This window comes from Mesorhizobium sp. LNHC221B00 (assembly GCF_000502935.1).
In the GTDB taxonomy this organism is placed as follows: Bacteria; Pseudomonadota; Alphaproteobacteria; order Rhizobiales; family Rhizobiaceae; genus Mesorhizobium; species Mesorhizobium opportunistum.
The window spans coordinates 175,180-201,260 of record NZ_AYWR01000007.1; the positions used below are offsets into that span (position 1 = coordinate 175,180).

Here is a 26,081-nt window from a genome sequence, read left to right on the forward strand (position 1 = left end):
GCTAGTGTACTCCCTGCTTCTTCAGGGCGTCGGCGATCTTTTCCAGCGTGTTGCGCATCGCCTTCTGCTCGTCGGACTGAGCCTCGACCCAGTCGCGCATGATCTGCTGCTCGGAGCGCATGTTCTTGACCAGGCCGGAAATGCCGTCGGCGAGATTGGCCATGGCGGTGGCAACGCGCGGGTTGGAGCCGCCGCCGTTCTCCTGCATGCTGCGCAGCTTTTCGGACAGCACGCGGATCTCGTCGGAGGATTCGGTCTTGGCGGGGTCGGAAACCACGATGTCGGACGAGAGGTCCGTGACCGAGGACAGCCAGTTCTCGAGCTCGGTGTAGAAGCGCGTCTGGGCGCGGCCGGCCTGCAGGTCGAGGAAGCCGAGCACGAGCGAGCCGGACAGGCCGAACAGCGAGGACGAGAAGGCGGTGCCCATGCCAGCCAGCGGCGCCGACAGGCCCTGCTTCAGCGAATCGAGCACCGCGGCCGCGTCACCCGTGCCGGGATCGAGCGACTCGATGGTCTCGCGGATCGAGCCGATCGTGTTCAACAGGCCCCAGAAGGTGCCGAGCAGGCCAAGGAACACCAGCAGGCCGACAAGATAGCGCGAGGTGTCGCGGCTTTCATCGAGGCGCGTGGCGATGGAATCGAGCATGGTGCGCATCGAGGAGGTCGAGAAGGCCATCGACGACGAACGGCCGATCATCGCCTTCATCGGCGCCAGCAGCACCGGTTCGGTGGTTTCCGAGCCGGCCCGGAAGGAATTGACCCAGCGCACCTCGCGAAACAGCCGCCCGACCTGGACGAAGGCCAGCAGGATGCCGACGGCGAGCACGCCGACGATCAGGCCGTTTAGGCCGGGATTGGTGACGAAGGCGGTCGAGATCTGGCGGGTCAATATCGCGGCGATAAACGCCACGATGGCCAGGAAGATGACCATGGTGAGCAGGAAGACCTGCGGGCTCGACAGTTTATGTGGATCGTAGATCAGGACGTCGGAGCGCCTGCCCATGCCGAAGGATCTGAGAAAAGCCATTCGTGCCCCGTTTCCGATGCCGCTGCCGCCGATCACGTCGTTGGCGACTCTAAACGGAATTGTGACCAAATTGAATGGCGCTTGGCAATATTGCCATGGGGCTAATGTGCAGCGCGTCCATCCGACATGCAAACCGAAATCGGTATCCAGGATTAGAGGCGGTTTATCACCAGACAGTCGACCATGGCTGCCAGATGCAAGCCGGCGCCGGTGACGACGAAGCCGTGCCACAGCGCGTTGTGGAAGCGCAGTCCCTTCCAGGCGAAGAAAACGACACCGCAGGAATAGACGACGCCACCGGCGACAATGAGCCCGATCGACGTCGTCGGCAGCGTCTCGACGAGCGGCTTGACCAGCACGACCCCGCTCCAGCCGATGGCGAGATAGAAGACGATCGCCAGGCGGTCGAAGCGGCCGGGGAAGAACACCTTAATGGCGATGCCCGTTGCCGCCGCGACCCAGACCAACGCGATCATCCAATTGGCCAGCGGCGAGCCGTCGAGCTGTGCCAGAAACGGCGTGTAGGTGGCCGCGATCAGGAGATAGATCGCGGCGTGATCGAAACGCCGCAGGACCCATTTCACCGGCGAGGTCACCGGCCACAGATTGTAGGTCAGCGATACCGACAGAACGGTGAGCAGCGAGACGACATAGAAGGCGGCGGCAATGTATTCGCCTGGCCCGACCCGAGACGCCGCCAGCGCCAGCAACGCCGAGCCGGCCGCGATCGCCAGCACGATGCCGACCGCATGGACGATGCCGTCGGCGATCATCTCCGCGCGGGAGTAGTGCCAGCGCCCGACAAAGGGGATTTCGAGTGCGGCGGGGATTTCGAGTTGCGGCGGTGTGTTCGTCATCAATGATCCTGCGTCACCCTATCTGGGCAGCCGCCGGACAGTATTTCAAGCTTTGGTTGCGGTTTTGCGACTGCGGCGGTTCAGCGCGGCGGCATTTGTGCCTTTACGCAATTCCCCAGGGAAAGCGCTGCGCGCCTTTCCCGGAATTGCTTCAGCGGGGCGCGAGGGGCTTTTTCACCGTCTTCAGCAGCGCGCGCTGGATGATCTCGTTGCCGGCGACGACCGAACCATGGTCCAGCATGTCCTGTCCGCCATCCATGTCGGAGACGAAGCCGCCCGCCTCGCGGATGAGGAGCAGGCCAGCGGCGATGTCCCAGGCCGACAGGCCGATTTCCCAAAACCCGTCCATGCGGCCGGCGGCGACATAGGCGAGATCGAGCGAAGCCGAGCCAAGGCGCCTGACGCCGGAGACCTCGGCCATGACGTGGCGCAGCTCGATCAGGAAATTGCCGTGCTGGCCGCGTCCCAGATGCGGCACGCCGCAGCCGATCACGGCGTCGACGAGCTTGGTGCGGCCAGCGACGCGCAGACGGCGGTCGTTCAGAAAGGCGCCGCCGCCGCGCTCAGTCGTATAGAGTTCGTCCATCGCCGGATTGTAGATGACGCCGGCGACGATCTGGCCCTGGCGCTCGAGCGCGATCGAGACGGCGAACAGCGGAATGCCGTGCAGGAAATTGGTGGTGCCGTCGAGCGGATCGACGATCCAGCGGTGCTGGCTGTCGTCGCCGGCGACGATGCCGCGCTCTTCCATCAGGAAGCCGTAGCCCGGGCGTGCCTTCGACAGTTCGGCAAAGACGATGTCCTCGGCCTTGCGGTCGGCCTGGCTGACATAGTCGCCCGGCCCCTTCATCGAGACCTGCAGGTTCTGGACCTCGCCGAAGTCGCGCGACAGCGAGCGGCCGGCCTTCATTGCGGCCTGGACCATGACGTTGAGAAGGGCTGAGCGTGCCATCGTATGTCTTCCTGTGCCCGCATTAAACTCTGTCTTGATGCATGTCGGTGACCCAAAACCGGGGCCACTTTTGGGCGACATGCATCAGTCGGCGCGGCGCACGTATGTGATTTCGTTGGTGTCGACGATGATGCGTTCGCCGGCGCCGATGAAGGGCGGCACCAGAACGCGGATGCCGTTCTCCAGCACCGCCGGTTTGTATGAGGATGCCGCCGTCTGGCCCTTCACCACCGGATCCGCCTCGGTGATCGCCAGGGTCACGTAATCGGGCAGCGAGATGCCGATCGGCCTTTCCTCGTAAAGCTGCACCGTCACCATCATGCCGTCCTGCAGGAAGGCGGCGCGGTCGCCGACGAAGTCCTTGTTCAGTTCGAGCTGCTCGTAGCTCTGGGTGTCCATGAACACCAGCGCGTCGTCCTGTTCGTAGAGGAAGGAAAAATCCTTCAGGTCGAGGCGGATCTGCTCGACCGTCTCGGCCGAGCGGAAGCGCTCGTTGAGCTTGGTGCCGTTGATGAGGTTCTTCAGCTCGACCTGGTTGTAGGCGCCGCCCTTGCCGGGCTTGACGGTGTTGGTCCTGACCGCCACCCAGAGGCCGCCATCGTGCTCGATGACGTAGCCGGGACGGATTTCGTTGCCGTTGATCTTGGCCATGATGAGGTGATCCGGGATGCTGCCAACGGCCAGCCGTTGGTATGGGATTGTCGCTGGGAAAGCGATTTCGGGCTTCCAAGACCACAAATCGCCCGGAGAGGCAAGGGACGCGGGATCGGCTCTGGCCTGCCAGCCGGCATCAGGTCTCGATTTTGATGGCTTCGCCGACGGCCTTTGCAATGGCATCCGCGGCATTCGCCAGCCGGTTGAGGTGCGGAGAGCGCAGCGCCACGACCTGCAGTGAAAGATCTAAATCTTCGATATCGACAAGCGCGAGGCCGTCGGGAAGTCCTCGCGCCGCGAGCCGCAATGGCATCAGGCCGAGGCATGCCCACGACGTACCCACTCCATCTGCATTGCCGGATCCTGAATTTCGGCCGCCACAACGAGCCGATGCCGTTCGCCGCCCAAACTTGAGAGGAGTTTCTGACGCGCGTCGCAGGGCTCGGGGCTAAGAACCCAAGACATGTGAGTCCCAGCGTCTGCAAGATGGGTTTCGGTGCCGCCAGCCTGCACGATGCAGAGACGTTCGATGCCAAGCGCGTCCGAGCACTGATGATCGGCAGGTCGCAGAACGATCGCCGCGTCGAGTTGGCCGCGTTCGAATTGCTCGATGAGTTCCGCGCTCCAGCCGGTCTTGAGCCGCAGCGATAGTTTGGGGAACGCAGCAGCCGCGCCGGCGATAGCGCCGGCGACGCTTGCGTCGGACAAGCCGTGTGCCAGGCCGACACGCAGTACGCCTTGCGGCTCGGCATCTGCAGCGAACGCCTTCAGAGCCTGGACCGAAGCCAGTATGTGCTTTGCACGCGCCAGCGCCTCCGATCCCGCTGCCGTCAGGCGCGGAGGCTTCTGCCGACGATCGAGAAGCGTGGTCCCAAGCATCTCTTCCAGCCGCTGGATCTGCCGGGTAACGGCCGGCTGCGTCAAAGGCAGGCGGCGGGCCACATTCTGGATCGAACCTTCCTCAGCAAAGAGAACAAGGGTGCGCAGTTCTCCAGCATCGTCGAAATACTCCAGATGCATAATCATTCTGATTATTATGAATTTGAAATCGGCGCGCAGGCAAGCGATTTTCCCTTGGCGGGTTGCCAAAAGGAAAGGGAAGACAATGAAGGCCATCGAATTGCAGGCCCCCGGCGGCATCGAAAATCTCAGACCGGTGGAGCGGCCGATGCCGGAACCAGGCCGCCAGGAGATGATCATCAGGGTCAAGGCGACCGCGCTCAACTACCGGGATGTCGAAATCGCCCGTGGTAGCTACCACACTGCCTTTGCGCTGCCGCTGATTCCGCTTTCGGACGGTGTCGGCGAAGTGGTTGCGGTTGGCGCCGAAGTGACCCGCTTCAAGGCCGGCGACCGCGTCTGCGGCACGTTCTGGCAGCGCTGGGTCGGCGGCAGCTTTGCCATGGCCGAACCTTCCTATCAGCGTGGCGGTCCCATCGATGGTCTGCTCAGCGAGTTCGCGCGGCTGGACGAACAGGCAGCCGTGCTTGCGCCACCGCATCTGAGCGATGTCGAAGCGGCGACTTTGCCTTGCGCCGCGGTCACGGCCTGGCATGCGCTGTTCACTGAAGGCCGGATGAAGCCGGGCGATACGGTGCTCAGTTTGGGCACTGGCGGCGTGTCGCTGTTTGCTGTGCAGTTCGCCGCGGCAGCGGGCGCACGCGTGATCGTCACCTCAAGCAGCGACAACAAGCTCACGCGGGCTAAGGCGCTTGGCGCGCATGACGGCATCAACTACCGCAGCGATCCGGACTGGGCGGGGGCGGTGCTGGCGCTGACCGATGGCCGTGGTGCCGACCACATCATTGAAGTCGGCGGACCACAAAGCTTCGACAAATCGTTGAAGGCTGCGGCGCGCGGTGCCCAGATCAACGTCATCGGCTATCTCGGCGGCAGCGAAGGGTCGATCAATCCGCTCGACATCTTTCGCCGCCAGGTCAGGGCGCGCGGCATACCGGTCGGTTCGCGCGAGTCCTTCGAGGCGATGAACCGAGGCATGACCGTCAACCGGATGAAACCCATGATCGACAAGGTGTTTGCCTGGCAGGATGCGGCCGCGGCCTTCCGGCACCTCGAACACGGATCACCCTTTGGCAAGGTCGTCCTGGATCACATCCAATGACCGCATGAGCCAGTCTCAAGGCAGGCGGTTCGCCTTCTGCAAGGCCTGCTTGGTCTGGTCGTCGCTCAGCCCTTGCAGGAAATCATCCATCTGAGGATCGATGAGACCGGCGCGGCGCGCGACGATGTACCAGGCGGCGGCGAGCACCAGGTCGGGGTCGACTCCGATGCCTTCCATATAGAGTTTCGCCAGGCGGTTCTCGGCGGCGACATTGCCGCCTTCGGCTGCCTGCTTCGTCCAGCCGAAGGCGGATTTCAGGTCGCGCGCGCCGCCGCGGCCCTCGATCATCCAGGCGGCGAGGTCGATCTGCGCGGTGTCGTAGTTCTGCCGCGCGGCCTGCGCCAACAGGCGCCTTGCGTGCGCGTCGTCGCGGGTCTTGCCGCCGACGCCGTTGGCATAGATCTGGGACATGGCGTACTGCGCGTCGGCGAGGCCGGTCGCTGCGGCGCGCTCATAGTAGGAGACCGCCTTGCTCCAGCCTGCGTCGCCGGGATCCTGCTGGACCAGCATCTGCGCGAAATTGAATTGCGCCAGCCGGTTGCCGGCTTCGGCGGCGGCCTGCATCAGCGCATAGGCCTCCTTCTCGTCCTTCTTGACGTAGCGCCCGTCGAGCAGCATCAGCGCGTACTGGAACTGAGATTCCGGCACGCCCTGTTCGGCGGCAAGCGCATACCATTTCGCCGCCTCCGCCGCATTGAGCGGCACGCCGAGCCCGCGCGACAGGATCTCGGCCACCAGCGTCTGCGCCGCCGGGTCGCCATTCTGGGCGCGGACCAGCGCGAGGTTGTAAGCGGTCTTGTAGAGCCCGCGCTGGAAGGCGCCATAGGCCGCGTCCGCCGGCTTGGCGCCGAAGCGGTCGGGGTTGATGTTGTCGGCCGAGGGCAAGGGCGCGGGCTCCGCGGTGGTGGCGGGCTGCGGCAGCTGGTTTTCGATCGGCTTGTCGGTATGCATGCCGGTATCCGGCTTGGGCTGCGGCAAGGGTACCGTTTCAGCGGCGGCAGCGGTCTGGATCATGACCGCCGCAAGCAGGGCCTGAAGGGGAAGCCTTGCCGACGCCACGTCAATCCTCGAAGCGCGGCGCGGTTTCGTCGAGCGACGCGTTGGCTTGGGCGACCGCCGCCTGCGGATCGACGCCGTCGGCGAACACCGCGCTCGACAGGGCGACGAATTCGGCACCGGTGGCGGCCACCGTCTCGATGGATGCGAGGTCGGATCCAGCCATGACGATGCAGGGGATCTGGATCATGTCGGCCCACCATCGCCCCAGCGACAGGTTGCGCGGGTGCGGCTCGGGCTTGTTGTCGTAGCCGAAGCGGCCGAAGAAGATGTAGTCGGGCCGCGTCTCGCCAAGTTCAAGCGCATCGTCACGCGTCTTGGCGCCGCCGGTGCCGACCATCATCTTGGCCTGGAAATGCCCAATCGTTTCGGCGAGCTCGGCCTTGGAAACCTCGACATGGATGCCGTCGGCCTGGACACGGCCGGCGATCCGGGTGTCGCCGGCGATGATGACGGCCACGCCCGCGGCCTGCGCCGCCGGCACGATTTGTTCGGCGAAGGCCTGGAAGGAGGCCTCGTCCATGCCGTTCTCCGGCAGGATCAGCGAAGCGACGTCGCCGCCGTCGAATGCGGCCGCGATACGGTCCGCCGGCACGCCTGGCGGCGCGATCAGCACAATGCGGCAGCGGTTGGGGGGCGTTGCGTCGTTCATGGCTCTTCGATCCCGAGTTTCGCCTATGCCGGGCGAAGATGGTTGGATTGCGGCATAGAGCAAAGTGCCCGCTTTGAACAGGCGGACGGGCGGGATCGCTGGTCGAAACGCCTCCAGGTATCTCGTGAGCGGTTGCGGTCGTCAGGCCGGGGCCCGCGACCTCCACAGCGTCCAGCCGAGATTCATCCCGGCGGCAGCGATCAGGATGGCGGCCGCGCCGACGACCTGGCTGAGATGCAAGCGATGGCCGAAGGCGGTGACATCGACCAGGATGGCAACGACCGGATAGATGAAGGACAGCGATCCCTGCAGGTGTGTCGGCAGTTTCTGGATGGCGCCATACATCAGGATGTACATCAGGCCGGTGTGGACGACGCCCAGCGTCGCCAGCATGGCCCAGCTCCATGGGTCGGCGGGGAGATGCGAGAGATTGGCGAAGGGCGCCAGCATGACGACGCCGACACAGACCTGGATGAGCGCGATCAAATGCGGCGGCGTGCCCTTGAGCTTCTTGGTGACAATGGCAGCGACTGCCCAGAAGAAGGCCGCGGCCAGCGCCATCAGGATGCCGGCGAAATAGTTGGTGCCGACATCGCCGGCGTCAGGGGCGGCACCGACGATCAGCACCATGCCGGCGAAAGCGATCGCTAGCCAGGTCAGTTTGGTCAGGGTCAGCCGCTCGGCGAAGAAGAGCGCGCCGAAGCCGACCAGCATGAAGGGCTGCGTGTTGTAGACGGCGGTGGCGATGGAGATCGACGCGCGTGAGAAGGCGCTGAACAGGAGCAGCCAGTTGATGACGATGGCCGCGCCGCCGAGTGCTGCGAGGCCGATGATGCGCAGCGGCAGTCTGTTGCGCAACAATCCGAGCGAGGCACAGATGATCAGCAGCGTCAGCGCGCCGAATGCGCAGCGCCAGAACACCACATCCATGATCGGCTGGCCGGACATGATCACGAACCAGCCGATCGTTCCAAGGATCGCCATGGCGGCGGACATTTCGATCGTGCCGCGTACCGTATCGTTCATGATGGACTTCTCAAACCCGTTGAGGCTGCATAATCTCATGCGATGCGGATGCTTTCCATCATCTGGAAAAGGGAATATGGATAGAGGACCTAATTATATTAGGTGTCCACTCCGAATTTGCGAGAAATCTGAAATGCTTGACGATCTCGACCGAAATCTCCTCGAAATCCTGGTAAGGGACGCGCGGACCTCGCTGAAGGATCTGGCGGCCCAGGTCGGGCTGTCGTCGCCGAGTGTTTCGGAGCGGCTTCGGCGGCTTGAGGAGCGTGGCGTCATCCGGGCGTTCACGGTCGAGATCGATCCGCTGGCGCTCGGCTATACGCTGCAAGCGATCGTGCGCATCAAGCCTTTGCCGGGCAAGCTGCACATCGTCCAGAAGCTGATCGAGGAGATTGCCGAGTTTGGCGAATGCGACAAGGTGACGGGCGATGACTGCTTCGTCGCGCGACTGTTCGTGCGCTCGATCGGTGATCTCGACGGCATTCTCGACCGCATCGCCGACAAGGCCGAGACCAGCACCGCCATCATCAAGGCGCAGCCGATCCGGCGGCGGCCACCACCGCTCGGGGCACCGTCGGCCTGATTGCCTTGACACCGCGTGGCCGAGGTGGAAATGCGCGGCCAGCCCACCAAATGTCAGTCTTCCACCAGATGATTGTCCGGGAACGATGATTGCCTGACAACGAGGAAAACATGGCTCAGAATATCTACGACCAGCCGGATTTCTTCGCCGGCTACAGCCAGCTTGGCCGTTCGGTCGAGGGCTTGGAGGGCGCTGCCGAATGGCCGGCGCTGCGGGCGATGCTGCCTGAAATCGGCGGCTTGCGGGTCGTCGATCTCGGCTGCGGCTTCGGCTGGTTCTGCCGCTGGGCGCATGAGAATGGGGCGCGAGAGATCCTTGGCCTGGACCTGTCGGAGAAGATGCTCGCCCGGGCGAGAGCCGCCGGCCCGGACACCGGCATCACCTATAAGTGGGCCGATCTCGACCAGCTCAGCCTGCCGCAAGGTGCCTTCGACCTCGCCTACAGCTCGCTTGCGCTCCATTATGTCGAGGACGTCGCGCGGCTGTTCGGGACGGTGCATCGAGCCCTTTCGCCCGGCGGCCATTTCGTCTTCTCGACGGAACATCCGATCTACACGGCGCCGACCAAACCCGGCTGGCTCATCGATGCCGAAGGCCGCAAGACGTGGCCCGTCGACCAGTATCTGGTGGAAGGCCCTCGCCAGACCGACTGGCTTGCCAAGGGGGTGGTCAAATATCACCGCACGATGGGCACCACGCTGAACAGCCTGATCCGGTCCGGCTTCACCATAGAGCATGTCGAGGATTTCTGTCCGACGGCCGAGCAGATCGCGGCCAGGCCGGAACTGGCGGAAGAGCTCGAGCGGCCGATGTTCCTGCTGGTTTCGGCCCGGCGATAGGGTCGGCGCCAGCCATTGGCCGGGTGCGCGGCGGGCGGCCCAGATTTGCAGTCGCCCGACGCGTAATTCTAGGCTATTCAGGCCGTTGACGCGCTTTCCCTCCAGACCAGTTCCTCCCCATGTCAGGCCTGCTTCTCGATCCGTGGTTCTATGCGGCCGCCATTCCGGCGGTCATTCTGGTCGGCCTGTCCAAGGGCGGCTTCGGCGGCGCCGTCGGCTTCGTCGGCGTGCCGCTGATGGCATTGACCATGCCGCCGGTGCAGGCGGCGGCCATCCTGCTGCCCATCCTGTGCCTGATGGACATCGTCTCGGTGTGGACCTGGTGGGGTGTTTACGACCGCAAGATGCTGGTCGACATGATGCCGGGCGCCGTCATCGGCATCGGCCTCGGCTGGCTGACAGCAGCCCTGGTCACCGAGGAAGCGGTGCGGCTGATCGTCGGCGCCGTCGCCATCATCTTCGTGCTGCGCTGGCTCTATTTGCAGTTTCGGCATGGCTCGAGCCATGCCGCCGAACCCAACCGCGTGGCTGCCGCCCTATGGGGAACCGTTGCCGGCTTCACCAGCTTCGTCGCGCATGTCGGCGGGCCGCCCTTCCAGGTCTATGCCTTGCCGATCCGGCTGGACCCCAAGGTGCTCTCGGGCACGGCGGCGATCTTCTTTGCCGCCACCAATGCGTTGAAGCTCGTGCCCTATTTCGCACTCGGCCAGTTCGACACCGCCAACCTGACGGCGTCCGCCGTGCTGATGCCGCTGGCGCCGCTGTCGACGATCGCCGGCGCCTGGCTGGTACGGCGCATGCGGCCGGAGATTTTTTACCCCTTCACCTACGCCACGGTGGCAGTGGTGGCGCTGAAGCTGCTGTGGGACGGCATCGCAGGCCTCATATAACAGGCGAGGCGGCTGTTCAGCCGCCCTCACCGTCTGCGGGATCAGGCGGCGCTGGGCACAAGGCGACGGCTTCCGCCGAAGGCCAGCATGGCGCCCGCCACCAGGACCAGCACCATGCCGGCGAGAATGCCGATGTCATCCGCGGTCGGCTTGAGCACCATGTCGGCGACGATCACCAGCATCACCGCATAGTCGAAGCGTGCCGTGCTCATCATGCGCTGGCCAATGGCAAGCAGGGAAGGCGTGACGCCTTCCGTGGCGATCATCGCAGCCATGCGCTCGCCGGTGGGCTTGAAGATGAACATGCCGATCGAGAAGGTGGTGGCGTAGCCGACCAGGCCGATGATGATCCAAAGATCGGAGAAGCCAACCCAGAAGCCGCACATGACAAGGCCGAAGAGCAAGGTAAGCATCGACATCGGTGCGAAGAAGCGCCCGCCCAACTGCCCACTGGCACGCATCGCCTGAAGCTTGTCCTCGATGTTGCCGGCGCGCTCGGCAATCATACCGAGCAGAAACAGTACGAAGCCGCCGCCGACCCACAAGGTGGCTGAGACGATGTGGAGAAATTTGACGATCGAATACCAGTCCATCGGTTGCTCCTGGGATATTTCCGGGTTGCCGCGGCGGAGCGGACATGCGCCAGCCGTCGGAGGAGCGGGCGTTTAGCGTGCCGCCTGTTTCGGAACGATGTCGCGAAAAACCGCCTGTGTTTCGGCGGTTCGATCGGCGCGGCTCCCGGCAATAGCTCCGGGGCCCGAAGCGAGGCTCGGTCCGTGTGCTGTTACGGCACAGGAGCGGGACGTTCGGTCAAAAAACATCGGTGCCGTTAAGGGTCCATTAAGCTTTACAGGCGTTTACTATGTCCATCCAGTGATCTGGATTCTTACCGAGTGGTTGGAGCCACTTTGTTTGACGCCTCCCTGTTAAACTCCTGAGAGCCGCCTTATCCGCGGCTCTTTTTTTGTCCGCATTCCAGCGACATTGCGCGCAGGGGATCGCTGTTAACCTTCTGTTAAACATGTGCTTGCCTTCACCCCTGGCGAAGCGCATTTTCAAGCTTCAGTCATCTAGGGTCCCGGGTGTATCGGCAGTGAGCCGAATCGGCCGGTTGCAAGTGCAGGGGCGTATCCATGAACGAGGTTTCGAAGGGCAGTGCGAAAACCGTCAAACTGGCGGAGCGCCGGGTTTTTTCGCACTCCTTCAAACCGCTCTATCAGGAAGGCATGGGCCTGGTCGAACAGGCAGCGGAATATCTCGACGGCAAGGGCCGGGCCGAGGCCAAGAAGCTGTCGCGGCTGGCCGCCACGCTCTACGCGGCCGAATCGATGCGGCTGACCACCAGGCTGATGCAGGTTGCCTCGTGGCTGCTTTTGCAGCGCGCGGCCAATTCCGGCGAGATGACCCGCGACCAGGTCGCTTCGGAAAAATCCAAGGTGCGCCTCGACACGGCTTCCGCCCATGACGAGGCGGCCGGCTGGGCCGAACTGCCCGACGATTTCCTCGACCTCGTCACCCGCTCGCTGCGCCTGCAGGCGCTGGTGCGCCGCATGGACGAGGAGATCTACGGCGCCAGCGCCATGGTAGACATGCAGCCCGTGGCCCGCCGGGCCAATCCGGTTTCGGACCAGATCAGCCTGCTGAACACAGCTTTCGCCCGCAACTAGCTCCGTTTCTGGTTTGTTCACATTTTGCTGGCATCGCTGTCCGCCGGAGGTAAACTCGCCGGATGGGGGACGCGATTCGCATTATCGGGATTGATCCGGGGCTCAGGCGCACCGGCTGGGGTATCGTCGAGAGCCTCGGCAATTCCTTGCGCTTCGTCGCTTCCGGCACCGTGCGCTCCGAGGACAAGGCGGCACTGGCAACGCGGCTTTGCCAGTTGCATGACGGGCTCGCCGAGGTTCTGCATGCGGCCATGCCGCACGAAGCGGCCGTCGAACAGACCTTCGTCAACAAGGATGCGGTGGCGACGCTGAAGCTCGGCCAGGCGCGCGGCATCGCCATGCTGGTGCCGGCGCGCGCCGGCCTCGTCGTCGCCGAATATGCGCCCAACGCCGTCAAGAAGGCGGTGATCGGCGTCGGCCATGGCGACAAGAAGCAGATCCACATGATGGTGAAGGTGCTGCTGCCGAAAGCGACCTTCGACACCGAACATGCCGCGGACGCGCTGGCGATCGCGATTTGCCACGCGCATCACCGGCAAAGCGTTGCTTACCGGATGGCGGCATTGGCATCATGAGAGGCTTTGCGGAATGATCGGCAAGCTCAAGGGCACGTTGGACGAGATCGACGAGGATCATTGCCTCGTCGACATCCATGGCGTCGGCTATGTCGCCTATTGCTCGGCGCGCACGTTGGCAGCACTGCCTTCTCCGGGCGAAGCGGTGGTGCTGTTCATCGAGACCTATGTGCGCGAGGATATGCTGCGCCTTTATGGCTTCCAGTCGCAGCTCGAGCGCGAGTGGTTTCGGCTGCTGATGAACAATGTGCCGGGCGTCGGCGCCAAGGTGGCGCTGGCCATCCTGTCGACGCTGACGCCGGCCGACCTCGCCAATGCGATCGCGCTGCGCGACATCGCCATGGTTTCGCGCGCGCCGGGTGTCGGCAAGAAAGTGGCCGAGCGCATCGTCACCGAGTTGAAGAACAAGGCACCGGCTTATGCCGGCGCCGCCTCCGGCACCATCGGCCTGAAGCAGGAGCTCGGCGAGGGCGTGGCGCCCGCGCCGATCACCGATGCCGTCTCGGCGCTGGTCAACCTCGGCTATTCGCGCGACACCGCCGCCAATGCGGTATCGGCGGCGCTGAAGACGGCGGGCGAGGACGCGGACGCCTCGAAGCTGATCCGCTTCGGGCTGAAGGAACTGGCGCGGTGAGGGCTCGCTTGTCCGTTTCCCGGCCATATGCGAGGAAGACGGCATGAGCCTAGCGCCCCGCCTTATTGCTCCCGAAAAACGCGGCGAGGATTCTGAGCAGACCTTGCGGCCGCAGACGCTTGACGATTTCGTCGGCCAGGCGGCGGTGCGGGCCAACCTCAAAGTGTTCATCGAAGCTGCCAAGGGCCGCAACGAGGCGCTCGACCATGTACTGTTCGTCGGTCCGCCGGGGCTCGGCAAGACCACGCTGGCGCAGATCATGGCACGCGAGCTCGGCGTCAATTTCCGCTCGACCTCCGGGCCGGTCATCGCCAAAGCCGGCGATCTCGCCGCACTGCTCACCAATCTCGAAGAAGGCGACGTGTTGTTCATCGACGAGATCCACCGGCTGAACCCGGCGGTGGAGGAAATCCTCTACCCGGCGATGGAGGATTTCCAGCTCGACCTGATCATCGGCGAGGGGCCGGCGGCGCGTTCGGTCAAGATCGACCTTGCCCGGTTCACGCTGGTCGCCGCCACGACGCGGCTTGGCCTGCTCACCAATCCGCTGCGCGACCGTTTCGGCATTCCGGTGCGGCTTAATTTCTATACGGTCGAGGAATTGGAACAGATCGTGCGGCGCGGTGCGCGCATCCTGCAGATGCCGCTCGGCGACGATGGCGCGCTCGAGATCGCGCGGCGCGCGCGCGGCACGCCACGCATCGCCGGCCGGCTGCTGCGCCGCGTGCGCGATTTCGCCTCCGTGGCCGGCGACGGCCATGTCGACCGCCTGATCGCCGATGAGGCCCTGACCCGGCTGGAGGTCGACGCGCTCGGCCTCGACGCGCTCGACCGGCGCTACCTCTCCATGATCGCCCGCAATTTCGGTGGCGGGCCGGTCGGCATCGAGACGATCGCGGCCGGCCTGTCCGAGCCGCGCGACGCCATCGAGGACATCATCGAGCCCTATCTGATCCAACAGGGCTTCATCCAGCGCACGCCACGCGGACGCATGCTGACGGCCAATGCCTGGCGCCACCTCGGCCTCGACGCGCCGAAGGATCTGGCGCAGCAGCAGATCAACCTGTTCCAGGAAGAGTAGCGGCGCCAATGATCAGGCGCGGGTTCCAGACCCAATGATCAAGCATCTGTGAACGCCCTGCGCAAAATCTACTCGTCTTTGCCGATTTGCCGGCGCAATCGTGGATTTTATCGGCGCTGCCTCGCGGCACGACGCCGCGATCCAAGTGCCGGAGCCATAGAATGATAACCAGACGCGGGTTCCTGCGCTTCATGGGCGGGTCGTTCCTGTCGGTCGCCGCGTTCAGCGCCTATGCGGTCGGCATCGAGCCGATGCTGCTGACGCATGTGAAGCGCTATGCGCTGACGCCGCCGAATTGGCCGGCGGGGCTGAAGCTGCGTGTCGTCGCCCTGGCCGACATCCATGCCTGCCGGCCGTGGATGACGCAGGAGCGAATCGCATCGCTTGCCGAAGAGGCGAATGCCCTGCAACCGGACCTGATCGTGTTGCTTGGCGACTACATCGCCGGCATGCGCCTGGTTTCGCAAAGAGTGACGCCACCGCAATGGGCGGGCGCCCTGTCAGGGCTCAAGGCGCCGCTCGGCGTGCTGTCTATCCTTGGCAACCACGACTGGTGGAACGACGGCTTCGCGCAACGGGCAGGGGTTGGTCCGACGATCGCGCGCAAGGCATTGGAGAAAGTCGGCATTCCGGTGCTCGAAAACGACGCCGTGCGCCTGGAAAAGGATGGGCATGGTGTCTGGATCGCGGGGCTCGCCGATCAGCTGGCCCTGCTGCCGACCAAAAAGGGCGACGGGCCCAAGGGGCTGGACGATCTCGACGGCACGCTGGCCAAGGTCAGCGATAGCTCGCCTGTCATCTTGCTGGCGCACGAGCCGGATATCTTCCCGAAAGTACCGTGGCGGGTTTCGCTGACGCTGTCGGGACACACCCATGGCGGGCAGGTGCGGCTGTTCGGTTATTCGCCGATCGTGCCGTCGCGTTACGGCAATCGCTACGCCTACGGCCATGTCGTGGAAAGCGACCGCAACCTGATCGTCTCAGGCGGACTTGGCTTCAGCAATTTGCCCATCCGTTTCGGGATGCGTCCGGAAATCCTGTCGATCGACCTTGGCTGATGCGTGGTTCAGCGCAGGTTGCGGATTGCCTTCATCACGTCCGGCTCGGCCTTGTCGCCGTTGAAGGCGTCGACGATGCCGAACGCGCCGCCATAGCTCCACACCGACCATGAGAAACCGTGCGCCTCGGCGCGGGCGATCATGTCCTTGACATAGGCGGCTCGATACTCGGGCGGCATCACGTAGGAATTGCCGTATTCTTGGCGGATCATGCCGAACTCGCCCAACGTGATGTTTTCCGGCTTGATGTGGTTGGCCTTCGCCCACGCCTCGACCTTCTTGAACGGCGCATCCATCAGGCCGTCGAGCTTGTCGGGGCTGTCCATGCTGGCGACCTGTTGGTCGAGATAGGCAAGCAGGCCGCTCTGCCGTGTCCATGGCGCCTCGGCCTTAATCCGGGCGCGGATGGTGTCCAGCGTCATTTCGAGCTGCGCCTTCGGCACTGATGTCAGCGGATAGGGCAGGCCGGTCACATAGGGGATGAAGTCGCCGGCCCAGGTCGCGCCTTGGTGGGTGAGCAGGAACGGATCGTAGGAATGGAAGGTCCAGATGACATTGTCGTCGGGGATGGCCTTCGGGTCTATCTTCTCCAGCGACGACGCGGCGGAATAGCAGGCGCCGGTCAGCACCAGGGTGAGTTTCGTCGCCGAGGATCGGGCGGCGGCGAACAATTTCTGCTGACGCTCGGGCCACAGGCTGGTGCCGTCGCTGTCGCAATCGACGATCGGTTCGTTCATCAATTCGAAGGCGACCTTCCTGGGATCCTCACCGGACAGGGTGCGGGCCATCTTGCGCACCATGTCGACATAAAGCTCGAAGGTCCGCGGGTCGTCCATCACCTCAGCCATGCCGATCTTGCGGCTGCCGCCGGCGGGGATCAGATGCATATCGACGATCACCTTCACGCCGGCGCGGTTGATCATGCGCACCGAGTCCAGCACGCTGGCATAGAGGTCGTCGCGCAACGCTGTCGTCTGGTCGGACAGCAAGGGCGAAGGGTCGACCGGCATGCGCAGGAAATCGAAGCCGGCGTCCTTCAGCCTCCTGAGATCGTCTTCCCCAAGGAATGTGCGCCACTCGGGATAGGGCAGGATGGCCTTGGCGTCGCTCCATTGATCTTCGCCGGGCCAGGTGACCCACTGGTCGAGATTGAGACCGCGCTTCATCGAGAAGGTCGCCGCATGGCCAGGCAGCGACAGGGCCGCCAGCACCAGCAGCCCCGCCATCAAACTCTTGATCATCGCCGTCAACAGTGCCATCCGATGCTAGGTCACGGGGAACAGGTGCCTCGCCGCGACTGAAAAAGGAAGCGCAATGGGCGATCATGGTGAATCGGCGACGCTGCTGGCCGGGCTTTCCGGTGCGCTGACGGCGTCCGGTCATCGGCTGATGGCGCGGGTCTACCATGCCGACACCGATTTTTCGGGTGTCGTCTACCATGCGCGTTATCTCGAATTCCTCGAGCGCGGCCGCTCCGACTATCTCAGACTCACCGGCGTGCATCACACCGAACTCGCCGACGGCAAGCATGGCGAAAGAATAGTCTGGGTGGTGCGGCGCATGGAGATCGACTTCCGTATCCCCGCCCGCATCGACGACATCCTGACCGTCGACACCCGTACCGAGGCCATTTCCGGAGCTCGCATCTTCATGGCGCAGCAGCTCAAACGCGGCGACGAGGTGCTGGTCGAAGCCAAGGTCGAAGCGGCGATTATAGGCGAGAATGGCCGGCCGAGACGCTTCCCCAAGGAATGGATCGCGGCGTTCATGCCCAAGTCTGCTGCGTAGGCTGATTGAACGGATTGCCCCTAGCGGCGCTAAAGCTCATCAACCCGGTTTTCAGCCGGGGTGGCGCGTCAGAAAGCCGGGTGGCGCGTCAGAAAATAGTATGACAGCGTCATACACTGTGCTATGAGGAGGCACTAGGAAACATTCGCCATGAGAACCAGCAAGCCCATAAGCGTGACGCTTGGACGCCAGCAGAGCAGCCTCGACGCCCGACTGGCGTCGGGAGCGTATGATTCCGCGAGCGAAGTCATGCGTGCCGCGCTTCGCGCCCTTGACCGCGAGGAACAGGTCATCGCCGCCATCATGCGAGCCAAGGTGAAGGAGGCTCTCGATGATCCGCGTCCGGACATCCCCACCGAGGACGTGTTCAAGGCATTGCGCGAGCACCATGCAGACCGGATGAAGGCCGCCAAGCGTGACGCATAGGGTCTTTTTCAGACCCTCGGCGCAGTCCGATCTCTTTGCCATTTACAACTACATCGAAAAGGAAAGCGGTGCCGCGCGTGCCGGCGGCTATATCGACCGCATTGAGGCAGCATGCATGGCGCTATCCACGTTCCCGGAACGTGGCATCGTTCGCGACGCCGTCGCATCCGGCGTCCGCGTCGTCGGCTTCGAACGTCGTGCGTCGATCCTGTTTCGGGTCGACGCAGAGCAGGTGCTGATCCTGCGTATCCTCTATGGCGGGCAGGACTACCCCACCTATTATGTGGACGAAACGGACTTCTAGCCGCATCGCACAAACCTTATGTCTGCGCCCCGGCCACGCCATCGGGCGCGGCAATGCGCCGCGCCTTACGGACTAACCCATCCTTAACCATAACGGTTCATGAAGAGATTGGTGAAGATTGGCGCTATCCAGCGCCTTCCTTTCACCAATATTTGCCCCGAAAAGGCCGCGAAAGGCTCGACTTGGGGTGCCCGGTAGCTTCGTGCGAACCGACCACAAGGGATGCCAGGGGCCAGCCGCCAGCTTCGCCCGGAAACCTTAAGGACGTAACGATGGAAAATATCGCACTCGCCGAACCGGGCGCGCAATTGTCGATTTGGGCGCTGTTCATGCAGGCCAGCTGGGTGGTCAAGCTGGTCATGATCGGGCTGCTTTGTGCCTCGGTCTGGACCTGGGCGATCATAATCGACAAGCTGGTTGCCTATGGCCGCATGCGGCTGGCGCTCAACCGCTTCGAGCAGGTCTTCTGGTCGGGACAGTCGCTGGAGGAACTCTACCGCACGCTCGCCGACCGCAAGACGTCAGGTATGGGCGCCATTTTCGTCGCCGCCATGCGTGAGTGGAAGAAGAGCTTCGAGAAAGGTGCAAAAACGCCGCTCGGGCTGCAGACCCGCATCGACAAGGCCATGGACCTGGCGCTGACCCGCGAGATGGAGAAGCTCGAGGGGCGCCTCGGCTTCCTCGCCACCACCGGCTCGGCCGCCCCCTTTATCGGCCTGTTCGGCACCGTCATCGGCATCATGACCTCGTTCCAGGCCATCGCCGGCTCCAAGAACACCAGCCTTGCGGTGGTCGCGCCCGGTATCGCCGAGGCACTGCTGGCGACGGCCATCGGCCTGCTCGCCGCCATTCCCGCCGTCATCGCCTACAACAAACTGTCGTCCGACGCGAGCAAGATAGCGGTGCGCATGGAAGGGTTCTCCGACGAGTTCTCCGCCATACTCTCGCGCCAAATCGATGAAAAAGTCGCGCCGAAGGCCTGAGGAGCACAAAAGATGGGTATGTCCGTAGGCATGGCAGGGCGCGGCGGGCGCGGCCACCGGCGGCGCGGCCGTCACCATGGACTGATGTCGGAAATCAACGTCACGCCGATGGTCGACGTCATGCTGGTGCTGTTGATCATCTTCATGGTCGCCGCACCGATGCTGACGGTCGGCGTGCCGATCGACCTGCCGGATACGCAGGCCAAGGCGATGAATGCCGACACGCAGCCGATCACCGTCTCGATCGATGCCGCGGGTAAGATCTATCTGCAGGAGACCGAGATTCCGATCGAGGAGTTGGTGGCCAAGCTGCAGGCGATCTCGAAGACCGGCTATGAGGAGCGCATCTTTATTCGTGGCGACAAATCCACCGACTACGGCACGGCGATGAAGGTGATGGCCCGCATTTCGGCCGCCGGCTACAAGAACATCGGCCTGGTTTCACTGCAGGAACAGGATCAGTAGCAAGACGATGAAGACCGGCCTCACCACATCGGTGATCCTGCACACGGCGGTGCTGGCCTTCGGCTTGTTCACCCTGTCGGCTCCGGCCGCGCTGCCGTCGGCCGATGTCGAGTCGGTCGCGGTCGATATCGTGCCGATGGAAGCCATCGCGCAGACATTGCAGGGCGACAAGAAGGCCGTGATGCATGAAAAGCCCGCGCCGTTGCCGACGCAGCGTCCCGATATCGTGCCGAATGCGCAGAAAGTCGGCGAGAACAGCGTCGACACCGACAAGCCGATAACGCCGGAAGCCAAGCCCAAGCCGGTCGATACGACCTCGGCTCCGCCACCTGCACCGACTCCCAAGGAAACGCCGAAGACCGAGGACGTGCCGAAGCCGCAGGAAAAGCCGAAGCCCATTCCGGCGACGGAAGTGGCGCCGGCGCCGCAGCCCAAGGAAGAGGTCAAGCCCGAGCCGGTCAAGCAGGTGGAGCCCAAGCCGACGCCGGCCAAGCCGGCGCCGACCCCGCCGCCGCAGGACAAGACCGCCGCTATCGATCCGACGCCCGAGGTCAAGCCTGATGCGGTCGCCGAGGCCATAGCGAAGGACCCGCCGACCGAAGAGACCCAATTGCCAAGCTCGGCGCCGGCGCCGGAAGCGCGGCCGAAGCCGCAGCCGGCACAGGCGGAAAGCGCCAAGGCACCGGACCGCAAGGATGCCGACAAGCCGGTCAAGGAAGCGTCGTCCAAGCCAAAGTCCGACGACAAGCAGTTCAACGCCGACGAAATCTCTGCTCTCCTCGACAAGCAGAAGCCGTCCGGCGGCGGCGCCAAGCGTTCGACCCAGCAAGCCTCGCTCGGCGGTGACAAGGATCAGGGCCAGAAGCTCTCTAAGTCCGAACAGGGAGCTCTGGAAAGCCAGCTGGGCGGTTGCTGGACGCTGCCGGCCGGGCTGGAAGGCTCGGAGAGTTTCGTCGTGGTGGTGCGTTTCAACCTGGACAACTCCGGCAAGCTCGATGGTCGTCCATCGGTAGAAAAATCGAGCGGCAACCGGCAGTTCGATGAGAGCGCGGTCCGTGCGGTGCAGAAATGCGACGTGGCCGGGCTGCAGGTTCCCGCCGGCAAGCAAGACATCTGGAACGACATCCGGGTCACCTTCGATCCAAGGGAAATGCTCGGCCTCTAGGTCCGGTTATCCGAAAATCAGTATGAGAAGCGAGAAGACATGAAATCAATCCTCAAGCCGCTCCTGATGATCGCAGCGATGGCGATGGGCATGACCGCTGCCGGCACCCTGCCGGCACTGGCGCTGGTCGAGCTCAACGTCAACAAGGGTAATGTCGAGCCGTTGCCGATCGCCATCACGGATTTCCAGGGCGGCGATGCGCTTGGTGCCCAGATCTCGCAAATCATCACCGCCGACCTCAAGCGTTCCGGCCTGTTCGCGCCGATCGACAAGAGTGCTTTCATCGAGAAGATCTCGAACCCGGATGCCGCACCCCGCTTCGACGACTGGAAGGTGATCAACGCCCAGGCGCTGGTCACCGGCAGCGTCAGCAAGGAGGCCGATGGGCGCATCCGCGCGCAGTACCGGCTTTGGGACACCTTTGCCGGCCAGCAGATGGCCGGCGAGCAGTTCTTCGCCAACGATGCCAACCAGCGCCGCGTCGCCCACATCATCGCCGACGCCATCTATGAGCGATTGACCGGCGAGAAGGGCTATTTCGACACGCGCGTCGTCTTCATCGACGAGTCCGGCGCCAAGAACGCGCGCAAGAAGCGCCTTGCCATCATGGACCAGGACGGCGCCAACGTCCGCTATCTCTCGGACGGCCGGTCGATCGTGCTGACGCCGCGCTTCTCGCCGAACCGGCAAGAGATCACCTACATGTCCTATGAAAGCGGCCAGCCGCGGGTCTATCTCCTGCAGATCGAGACCGGGCAGCGCGAACTCGTCGGCAACTTCCCCGGCATGACGTTCGCGCCGCGCTTCTCGCCCGACGGCCAGAAGGTGATCATGAGCCTGCTGCGCGACGACGGCAATTCCAACATCTTCGCCATGGATCTGCGCAGCCGCTCGACGACGCGGCTGACCAACTCGACCGCCATCGACACCTCGCCCTCCTATTCGCCGGACGGCAGCAAGGTCGTGTTCACATCCGACCGCGGCGGCCGCGCGCAGATCTACGTGATGGGCGCGGACGGCTCCGGCCAGACCCGCATTTCATTCGGCGACGGCGTCTATTCGACGCCGGTATGGTCGCCGCGCGGCGACCTTATCGCCTTCACCAAGCAGACCGGCGGCGAATTCCAGATCGGCGTCATGAAGACCGACGGTTCGGGCGAGCGCATCCTGTCGTCGGGCTTCCAGCAGGAAGGGCCGACCTGGGCGCCGAACGGCCGCGTCCTGATGTTCTTCCGCGACGCCAATGGTGGTCCGAAACTGATCTCGGTCGATCTCACCGGCCGCAACGAGCAGCCGATCCCGACTTCGAATTTTGCGTCCGATCCGGCCTGGTCGCCGTTGCTTGAATAGGGGAATTGAGGAACTGAGGAATTGAAGAACTGAGAAATGGAGAAGCAGGGAGGCTACGTTGGGCGCGCCAGGGACCTTGAGGTCTACAAGCGGGCCTATACTATTTCTCTCGAGATTCACAAAGCCACGCTTGCCTTTCCGAAGATCGAGCAATATGCGCTCGCCGATCAATTGCGCCGATCAATTGCGCCGTTCAAGCAAGGCGATCTGCGCCAATCTGGCTGAGGGGTTTGCCAAACAACCTCACTCCAAAGCTGAATTCGCGCGGTTCATTTCGATGGCGATGGGATCGTGCAGCGAGGTGGAGACCTGGATTTCCTACGCATCCGACCTTGAGTACATCTCGACGACACAACTCGACAGATGGCAGCAGTTCTATAGCCAAATCTACGGGATGCTGGTGAATCTCAGAGCAGCGCTGAAGTGACCTCTTTCTCCAACTCTTCAATTCTCCAACTCTTCAATTCCCCTTTTTCCACGCCTTCGTCGCGTTTTGGCCGTATTTCCGCCTAGGGTCCGCGCCAATTGTGGCCTCAAGCCAAACAGGTGCGGACGGGCAGCTAAACCTAATATTAACCGTGTTTCTTGAATACCGGTTAACCCAAACGTGGTTACTGGGTGATCAACGAAATCACTCGAATACGATCACTCGAAATACGAAGGAGAGGCGGCATGGGCCGTATCGCAGCACTTACCAGAAACCCGGTCATGATCGCGCTGGTGGCGATGCTCGCCATCGCCGGTTGCGCCTCGAAGAAGACGCCGAACAGCGCCGCTGATCTCGGCCTCAACGGCGCGGGTGCCGCAACGCCCGGCTCGGCGCAGGACTTCACCGTCAACATCGGCGACCGCATCTTCTTCGACACGGACTCGTCCTCGATCCGTGCCGACGCGCAGACGACGCTCGCCCGGCAGGCGCAGTGGCTGAACCAGTACAAGCAGTATGCCATTGTCGTCGAAGGCCATGCCGACGAACGCGGCACGCGCGAATACAATCTGGCGCTCGGCGCCCGCCGCGCCGCCGCGGCCCGCGACTTCCTCGTTTCCAAGGGTGTCGCTTCCAGCCGCCTGAAGACGATTTCGTACGGCAAGGAACGCCCGGTCGCGGTGTGCGACGACATCTCCTGCTGGTCGCAGAACCGCCGTGCGGTCACCACGCTCAGCGGCGCCGGTTCCTGATCGGCGCAGGGCCGTCCGCCTGCGCCAGGAGAGGGCGCGGCGGTAGCGGCAGAAATGCAACACAGCTTTGCGAAAGGCGGCCCTCGGGCCGCCTTTTTCCTATCCGGCTGCCCGAAACAAAATTTGGCCGAAGTCTCGCGCCCTGCTATGAGCCGAGGGCGCTTGGCTGGTCTCATGGTGATTGGAAGGCGCGGACAACTAACGACATACGCGAGAGGCACATGCATTTGAGATCGGTTCTGAGCGGCACGCTTGCGCTGCTGCTCCTATCAGGCGTCACAGCCTCGGCTAGCGGCTTGGGGGCTAGTGGCCCGGGGCAATCAACCGACAGCGGCTTTTCCTTCCATCTGCCGTCGATCGAGTTGCCCAGCCTGTTCGGCGACAAGAAGAAACCGGACCAGGTCCAGCTTGCACAGCAGTCGAATGGCGCCGGCGCAACCGCGCTCGAGGATCAGCTGCGGCAGATGAACGGCAAGATCGAGGAACTCAATTTCCAGATCCTGCAGATGCAGGAACAGATCCGCAAGCAGCAGGAAGACAACGAGTTCCGCTTCCAGCAGCTCGAAGGCGGGGCGCAAGGCGGACAAGCACCGGCACAGAAGAAGTCGGATGCCGGCACCAACAACGACGTGGCCTCTGCCCCCGCAGCCAAGGCGCCGGCCGATGCCGGCGCCGGGGCCGGCAGCAATCAGTCCACCGGCGGCAAGACGGTCGAGGACGTCATCGTCGAATCGCCCGATGGCGACCCGGGCAAGGTGATCCCCGGAACCGGAGCACCGGAAAAGACCTTTGGTTCCATCACCGTCGACAAGAACGGCAATGTGATCGACGCCGGCGGCAACACCCAGGCGACCGCGCCGGCGCAGGATGCCGCTCCGGCCACCGGTGCGCCGGCGAAGGCAGGCAAGTCGGACGGCACGGTGGTCGCGGCGCTGCCCGCCACCAACGATCCGGAAGAACTTTACCGCAATTCATATCAGTTCATCCTGTCGGGCGACTACGGCACGGCCGAGCAGGGGTTCCGCGATCACATCTCGCGCTTCCCCAGGGATGCCAAGACAGCCGACGCGCATTACTGGCTGGGCGAGTCGCTGCTGGGTCAGCAGAAATTCCGCGACGCGGCAGAGGTGTTCCTCTCGGCCAGCAAGGACTATCCCAAGGCCAAGAAAGCGCCGGACATGCTGCTGAAGCTCGGCGTGTCGCTGGTCGGTCTCAAGCAGCATGACGTCGCCTGCGCTACTTTCGGCGAGATCGGCAAGCGTTATCCCGACATTTCCAGCGCCCTCAAGGAACGCGTCAAGCAGGAGAAGGCACTGGCTGCGTGCTGATTTTTCGCCTGCATGTCCCAGCCCAAGAACCGGGATGTTGATGCTCGATTCCGGGCCTGATCTTTCGACCAGACTTTTTTCGCATATCGATTTCACCAACGGCGCTGTTGCGGCCGTATCCGGCGGCAGCGATTCGACCGCCTTGCTTCTGCTTCTCAAACATCATCTCGATCGATCCGCGCCGTCCGCCAAGCTGTTGGCGGTGACCATCGACCATGGCCTGCGACAGGGCTCGGCGGCGGAGGCGCAAGCCGTGGCGAAGCTGTGCGCGGAGCGGGGCATCGCCCACCGCACCATGGTCTGGTCCGGGCGCAAGCCTTCGACCGGTCTGCCGGCGGCGGCACGGGAGGCGCGCTACCGGTTGCTGGCAAGCGCAGCCCAGGCGGAAGGCATCGGCCTGATCGTGACCGGCCACACCGCCGACGACCAGGCCGAGACGGTGCTGATGCGCCACGCCCGCGACGGGAGCCTGGGCAATGTACAGGGTCGGGGGCTGGCCGGCATGGCGCCGGCCACGCTCTACGACTGGCGCGAATGGATCGTGCGGCCGCTGCTGGGCACGCGGCGCGCGGCACTGCGCGATTTCCTGCAAAGCAAACATGTCGGCTGGGCAGAGGATCCGACCAACAGCGACGAGAGCTTCGAGCGGCCGCGCGTGAGAGCGGCACTTGCCGACGATAATGTCCGGCGCATGGACGAGGCTTTGGTCCTGGCCAGCCAGGCTGCCATCGAGCGCGGACAGCTTGGTCTCGATGCCGCCGACCTGATCCGGCGTTTTGCCAGCCAGCCGGCCACGGGCCTTGTGCGCCTCGACCCGCAACTGCTCTCGACCGGCGACGAGCGCGGGGCCATCTATGCGTTGCGCATCCTGCTGGCGACCGTCGGGGGGATTGCCTTCCTGCCGGACCAGGCCCGCGGCGAGGCACTGTTCGCCCGGCTGAAGGCCGGATTTCTTTGTGCCACATTGTCGCGGACGGTGGTCGATTTCCGGCGTGCCGGTATCTTCCTGCGCCGCGAGGCGCGTGGCTTGCCGCCTGCCGCCGCGGCTATCGACAACACCATCTGGGATGGCCGCCGCCACATCACATTGAACGACAGCTCCGCCGGATTGTTGATCGCGCCGCTGGGTGCGGCAGCAGCGAAGCGGCTGCCGACCGACGCGGGAGAAACCCCGGCAAGCCTGATGCGCGCTGCGTTGGCCGCGGAACCGACATCGCGGCAAGCCTTTGAAAACCCTGATGTGCAGCAGGGCGAACCGGCATCGCCAGGGTTCGACGCGCGGCCGGTCGTTGCGCCTTTTGCCCGCTTCCTGCCGTCCTTCGACCTGGCGCCGGCGCGGGCCGTCGCCGGCCTGATTGGCGCGCCATCGCTTCCCGCCTTGCCTTGCGGCGGCCACAGTGCCGGTTGACGGTGGTCGAAA

At 63.8% G+C, this 26,081-nt stretch carries 32 protein-coding genes; 21 read left to right on the plus strand and 11 right to left on the minus strand.

Going from position 1 to position 26,081, the window contains the following annotated elements:
• Position 1 precedes the first annotated feature (1 nt).
• From X741_RS154550 to X741_RS1000000169705, 6 genes are all read right to left on the minus strand, one after another.
• Positions 2 to 1,027 carry a MotA/TolQ/ExbB proton channel family protein gene (locus tag X741_RS154550; protein ID WP_013892516.1) on the minus strand — a complete coding sequence of 342 codons (1,026 nt, stop codon included), beginning with the start codon at positions 1,025 to 1,027 and terminating at the stop codon, positions 2 to 4.
• 152 nt (positions 1,028 to 1,179) lie between these two features.
• Positions 1,180 to 1,884 (minus strand): hemolysin III family protein, encoded by a 705-nt coding sequence (locus X741_RS154545; RefSeq protein ID WP_023777646.1) that lies wholly within the window; start codon positions 1,882 to 1,884, stop codon positions 1,180 to 1,182.
• Positions 1,885 to 2,035: 151 nt separating this feature from the next.
• Complete coding sequence (locus X741_RS154540; protein WP_013892518.1) at positions 2,036 to 2,836, minus strand: inositol monophosphatase family protein; 801 nt, start codon at positions 2,834 to 2,836, stop codon at positions 2,036 to 2,038.
• An 84-nt stretch (positions 2,837 to 2,920) separates the two neighbouring features.
• Positions 2,921 to 3,487, minus strand: a complete 567-nt coding sequence (gene efp / locus X741_RS154535; protein ID WP_013892519.1) for an elongation factor P — start codon at positions 3,485 to 3,487, stop codon at positions 2,921 to 2,923.
• 139 nt (positions 3,488 to 3,626) lie between these two features.
• Positions 3,627 to 3,803, minus strand: coding sequence for a hypothetical protein (locus X741_RS1000000169700; RefSeq protein WP_023777647.1), 177 nt, complete (start codon positions 3,801 to 3,803; stop codon positions 3,627 to 3,629).
• Positions 3,803 to 4,606 (minus strand): LysR family transcriptional regulator, encoded by an 804-nt coding sequence (locus X741_RS1000000169705; protein WP_198023955.1) that lies wholly within the window; start codon positions 4,604 to 4,606, stop codon positions 3,803 to 3,805. The genes X741_RS1000000169700 and X741_RS1000000169705 overlap by 1 nt, the downstream gene beginning before the upstream one ends.
• On the opposite strand from X741_RS1000000169705, the gene X741_RS154530 reads away from it, so the two are divergent.
• Positions 4,596 to 5,612 carry an NAD(P)-dependent alcohol dehydrogenase gene (locus X741_RS154530; protein ID WP_023777649.1) on the plus strand — a complete coding sequence of 339 codons (1,017 nt, stop codon included), beginning with the start codon at positions 4,596 to 4,598 and terminating at the stop codon, positions 5,610 to 5,612. The two genes, X741_RS1000000169705 and X741_RS154530, sit on opposite strands and share 11 nt — an antisense overlap.
• Positions 5,613 to 5,627: 15 nt before the next feature.
• Here the strand turns inward: X741_RS154530 and X741_RS154525 are convergent, their stop codons facing one another.
• From X741_RS154525 to X741_RS154515, 3 genes are all read right to left on the minus strand, one after another.
• Positions 5,628 to 6,671, minus strand: coding sequence for a tetratricopeptide repeat protein (locus X741_RS154525; protein WP_023777650.1), 1,044 nt, complete (start codon positions 6,669 to 6,671; stop codon positions 5,628 to 5,630).
• A 1-nt stretch (position 6,672) separates the two neighbouring features.
• On the minus strand, positions 6,673 to 7,320 hold the full coding sequence (locus X741_RS154520) for a thiamine phosphate synthase (protein WP_023777651.1): 648 nt from the start codon (positions 7,318 to 7,320) through the stop codon (positions 6,673 to 6,675).
• 141 nt (positions 7,321 to 7,461) lie between these two features.
• A complete protein-coding gene (locus tag X741_RS154515) occupies positions 7,462 to 8,346 on the minus strand; it encodes a DMT family transporter (protein ID WP_023777652.1) in 885 nt (294 codons plus the stop codon).
• 133 nt (positions 8,347 to 8,479) lie between these two features.
• Between X741_RS154515 and X741_RS154510 the strand changes: the two genes are divergently transcribed.
• The 3 genes from X741_RS154510 (at position 8,480) to X741_RS154500 (ending at position 10,658) form a co-directional block, all read left to right on the plus strand.
• Positions 8,480 to 8,929 carry an Lrp/AsnC family transcriptional regulator gene (locus tag X741_RS154510; RefSeq protein ID WP_013892523.1) on the plus strand — a complete coding sequence of 150 codons (450 nt, stop codon included), beginning with the start codon at positions 8,480 to 8,482 and terminating at the stop codon, positions 8,927 to 8,929.
• A gap of 110 nt (positions 8,930 to 9,039) precedes the next feature.
• The gene (locus tag X741_RS154505; protein ID WP_023777653.1) at positions 9,040 to 9,768 is read left to right on the plus strand and encodes a class I SAM-dependent methyltransferase; all 729 of its coding nucleotides are present in this window, start codon (positions 9,040 to 9,042) and stop codon (positions 9,766 to 9,768) included.
• Positions 9,769 to 9,887: 119 nt separating this feature from the next.
• Positions 9,888 to 10,658 (plus strand): sulfite exporter TauE/SafE family protein, encoded by a 771-nt coding sequence (locus X741_RS154500; protein ID WP_023777654.1) that lies wholly within the window; start codon positions 9,888 to 9,890, stop codon positions 10,656 to 10,658.
• A 41-nt stretch (positions 10,659 to 10,699) separates the two neighbouring features.
• Here X741_RS154500 and X741_RS154495 read toward each other — a convergent pair whose 3' ends face one another.
• Entirely contained in the window at positions 10,700 to 11,251 is a 552-nt protein-coding gene (locus X741_RS154495; protein ID WP_023777655.1) for a DUF2269 family protein, read from the minus strand.
• Positions 11,252 to 11,791: 540 nt separating this feature from the next.
• On the opposite strand from X741_RS154495, the gene X741_RS154490 reads away from it, so the two are divergent.
• The 5 genes from X741_RS154490 to X741_RS154470 all read left to right on the plus strand — a co-directional run bounded on the left by X741_RS154490 (position 11,792) and on the right by X741_RS154470 (position 15,673).
• Positions 11,792 to 12,325: a DUF1465 family protein gene (locus X741_RS154490; RefSeq protein WP_023777656.1), complete on the plus strand. Its 534-nt coding sequence runs from the start codon at positions 11,792 to 11,794 to the stop codon at positions 12,323 to 12,325.
• A gap of 62 nt (positions 12,326 to 12,387) precedes the next feature.
• The gene (gene ruvC, locus X741_RS154485) at positions 12,388 to 12,900 is read left to right on the plus strand and encodes a crossover junction endodeoxyribonuclease RuvC (protein WP_013892528.1); all 513 of its coding nucleotides are present in this window, start codon (positions 12,388 to 12,390) and stop codon (positions 12,898 to 12,900) included.
• Positions 12,901 to 12,913: 13 nt separating this feature from the next.
• Positions 12,914 to 13,534: a Holliday junction branch migration protein RuvA gene (gene ruvA / locus X741_RS154480; protein ID WP_023777657.1), complete on the plus strand. Its 621-nt coding sequence runs from the start codon at positions 12,914 to 12,916 to the stop codon at positions 13,532 to 13,534.
• A gap of 43 nt (positions 13,535 to 13,577) precedes the next feature.
• Positions 13,578 to 14,615, plus strand: coding sequence for a Holliday junction branch migration DNA helicase RuvB (ruvB, locus tag X741_RS154475; RefSeq protein ID WP_023777658.1), 1,038 nt, complete (start codon positions 13,578 to 13,580; stop codon positions 14,613 to 14,615).
• Positions 14,616 to 14,776: 161 nt separating this feature from the next.
• Positions 14,777 to 15,673, plus strand: coding sequence for a metallophosphoesterase (locus X741_RS154470; protein WP_023777659.1), 897 nt, complete (start codon positions 14,777 to 14,779; stop codon positions 15,671 to 15,673).
• 8 nt (positions 15,674 to 15,681) lie between these two features.
• On the opposite strand, the gene X741_RS154465 is transcribed toward X741_RS154470, so the two are convergent.
• Positions 15,682 to 16,932 (minus strand): cellulase family glycosylhydrolase, encoded by a 1,251-nt coding sequence (locus tag X741_RS154465; RefSeq protein WP_023777660.1) that lies wholly within the window; start codon positions 16,930 to 16,932, stop codon positions 15,682 to 15,684.
• 55 nt (positions 16,933 to 16,987) lie between these two features.
• On the opposite strand from X741_RS154465, the gene ybgC reads away from it, so the two are divergent.
• From ybgC to tilS, 12 genes are all read left to right on the plus strand, one after another.
• Positions 16,988 to 17,461, plus strand: coding sequence for a tol-pal system-associated acyl-CoA thioesterase (gene ybgC / locus X741_RS154460; RefSeq protein ID WP_023777661.1), 474 nt, complete (start codon positions 16,988 to 16,990; stop codon positions 17,459 to 17,461).
• Between the two features lie 150 nt (positions 17,462 to 17,611).
• Entirely contained in the window at positions 17,612 to 17,887 is a 276-nt protein-coding gene (locus tag X741_RS154455; protein WP_023777662.1) for a type II toxin-antitoxin system ParD family antitoxin, read from the plus strand.
• Complete coding sequence (locus X741_RS154450; protein ID WP_023777663.1) at positions 17,877 to 18,191, plus strand: type II toxin-antitoxin system RelE/ParE family toxin; 315 nt, start codon at positions 17,877 to 17,879, stop codon at positions 18,189 to 18,191. Before X741_RS154455 ends, X741_RS154450 begins: the two co-directional genes overlap by 11 nt.
• Positions 18,192 to 18,463: 272 nt before the next feature.
• Positions 18,464 to 19,174: a protein TolQ gene (tolQ, locus tag X741_RS154445; RefSeq protein WP_023766137.1), complete on the plus strand. Its 711-nt coding sequence runs from the start codon at positions 18,464 to 18,466 to the stop codon at positions 19,172 to 19,174.
• 12 nt (positions 19,175 to 19,186) lie between these two features.
• Positions 19,187 to 19,639 (plus strand): protein TolR, encoded by a 453-nt coding sequence (gene tolR, locus X741_RS154440; protein ID WP_013892535.1) that lies wholly within the window; start codon positions 19,187 to 19,189, stop codon positions 19,637 to 19,639.
• A 7-nt stretch (positions 19,640 to 19,646) separates the two neighbouring features.
• Positions 19,647 to 20,804, plus strand: coding sequence for a cell envelope integrity protein TolA (locus tag X741_RS154435; RefSeq protein WP_023777664.1), 1,158 nt, complete (start codon positions 19,647 to 19,649; stop codon positions 20,802 to 20,804).
• A gap of 66 nt (positions 20,805 to 20,870) precedes the next feature.
• On the plus strand, positions 20,871 to 22,154 hold the full coding sequence (tolB, locus tag X741_RS154430; protein WP_245272696.1) for a Tol-Pal system beta propeller repeat protein TolB: 1,284 nt from the start codon (positions 20,871 to 20,873) through the stop codon (positions 22,152 to 22,154).
• 36 nt (positions 22,155 to 22,190) lie between these two features.
• Positions 22,191 to 22,379, plus strand: a complete 189-nt coding sequence (locus tag X741_RS1000000171455) for a four helix bundle protein (RefSeq protein ID WP_023777666.1) — start codon at positions 22,191 to 22,193, stop codon at positions 22,377 to 22,379.
• Positions 22,309 to 22,581 (plus strand): four helix bundle protein, encoded by a 273-nt coding sequence (locus X741_RS01000000166495; RefSeq protein WP_280940335.1) that lies wholly within the window; start codon positions 22,309 to 22,311, stop codon positions 22,579 to 22,581. Before X741_RS1000000171455 ends, X741_RS01000000166495 begins: the two co-directional genes overlap by 71 nt.
• Before the next feature lie 245 nt (positions 22,582 to 22,826).
• Positions 22,827 to 23,333: a peptidoglycan-associated lipoprotein Pal gene (gene pal, locus X741_RS154425; RefSeq protein ID WP_013892538.1), complete on the plus strand. Its 507-nt coding sequence runs from the start codon at positions 22,827 to 22,829 to the stop codon at positions 23,331 to 23,333.
• 221 nt (positions 23,334 to 23,554) lie between these two features.
• Positions 23,555 to 24,661 carry a tol-pal system protein YbgF gene (ybgF, locus tag X741_RS154420; protein WP_023777668.1) on the plus strand — a complete coding sequence of 369 codons (1,107 nt, stop codon included), beginning with the start codon at positions 23,555 to 23,557 and terminating at the stop codon, positions 24,659 to 24,661.
• A 40-nt stretch (positions 24,662 to 24,701) separates the two neighbouring features.
• Positions 24,702 to 26,069, plus strand: coding sequence for a tRNA lysidine(34) synthetase TilS (gene tilS / locus X741_RS154415; RefSeq protein WP_023777669.1), 1,368 nt, complete (start codon positions 24,702 to 24,704; stop codon positions 26,067 to 26,069).
• Positions 26,070 to 26,081 lie beyond the last annotated feature (12 nt).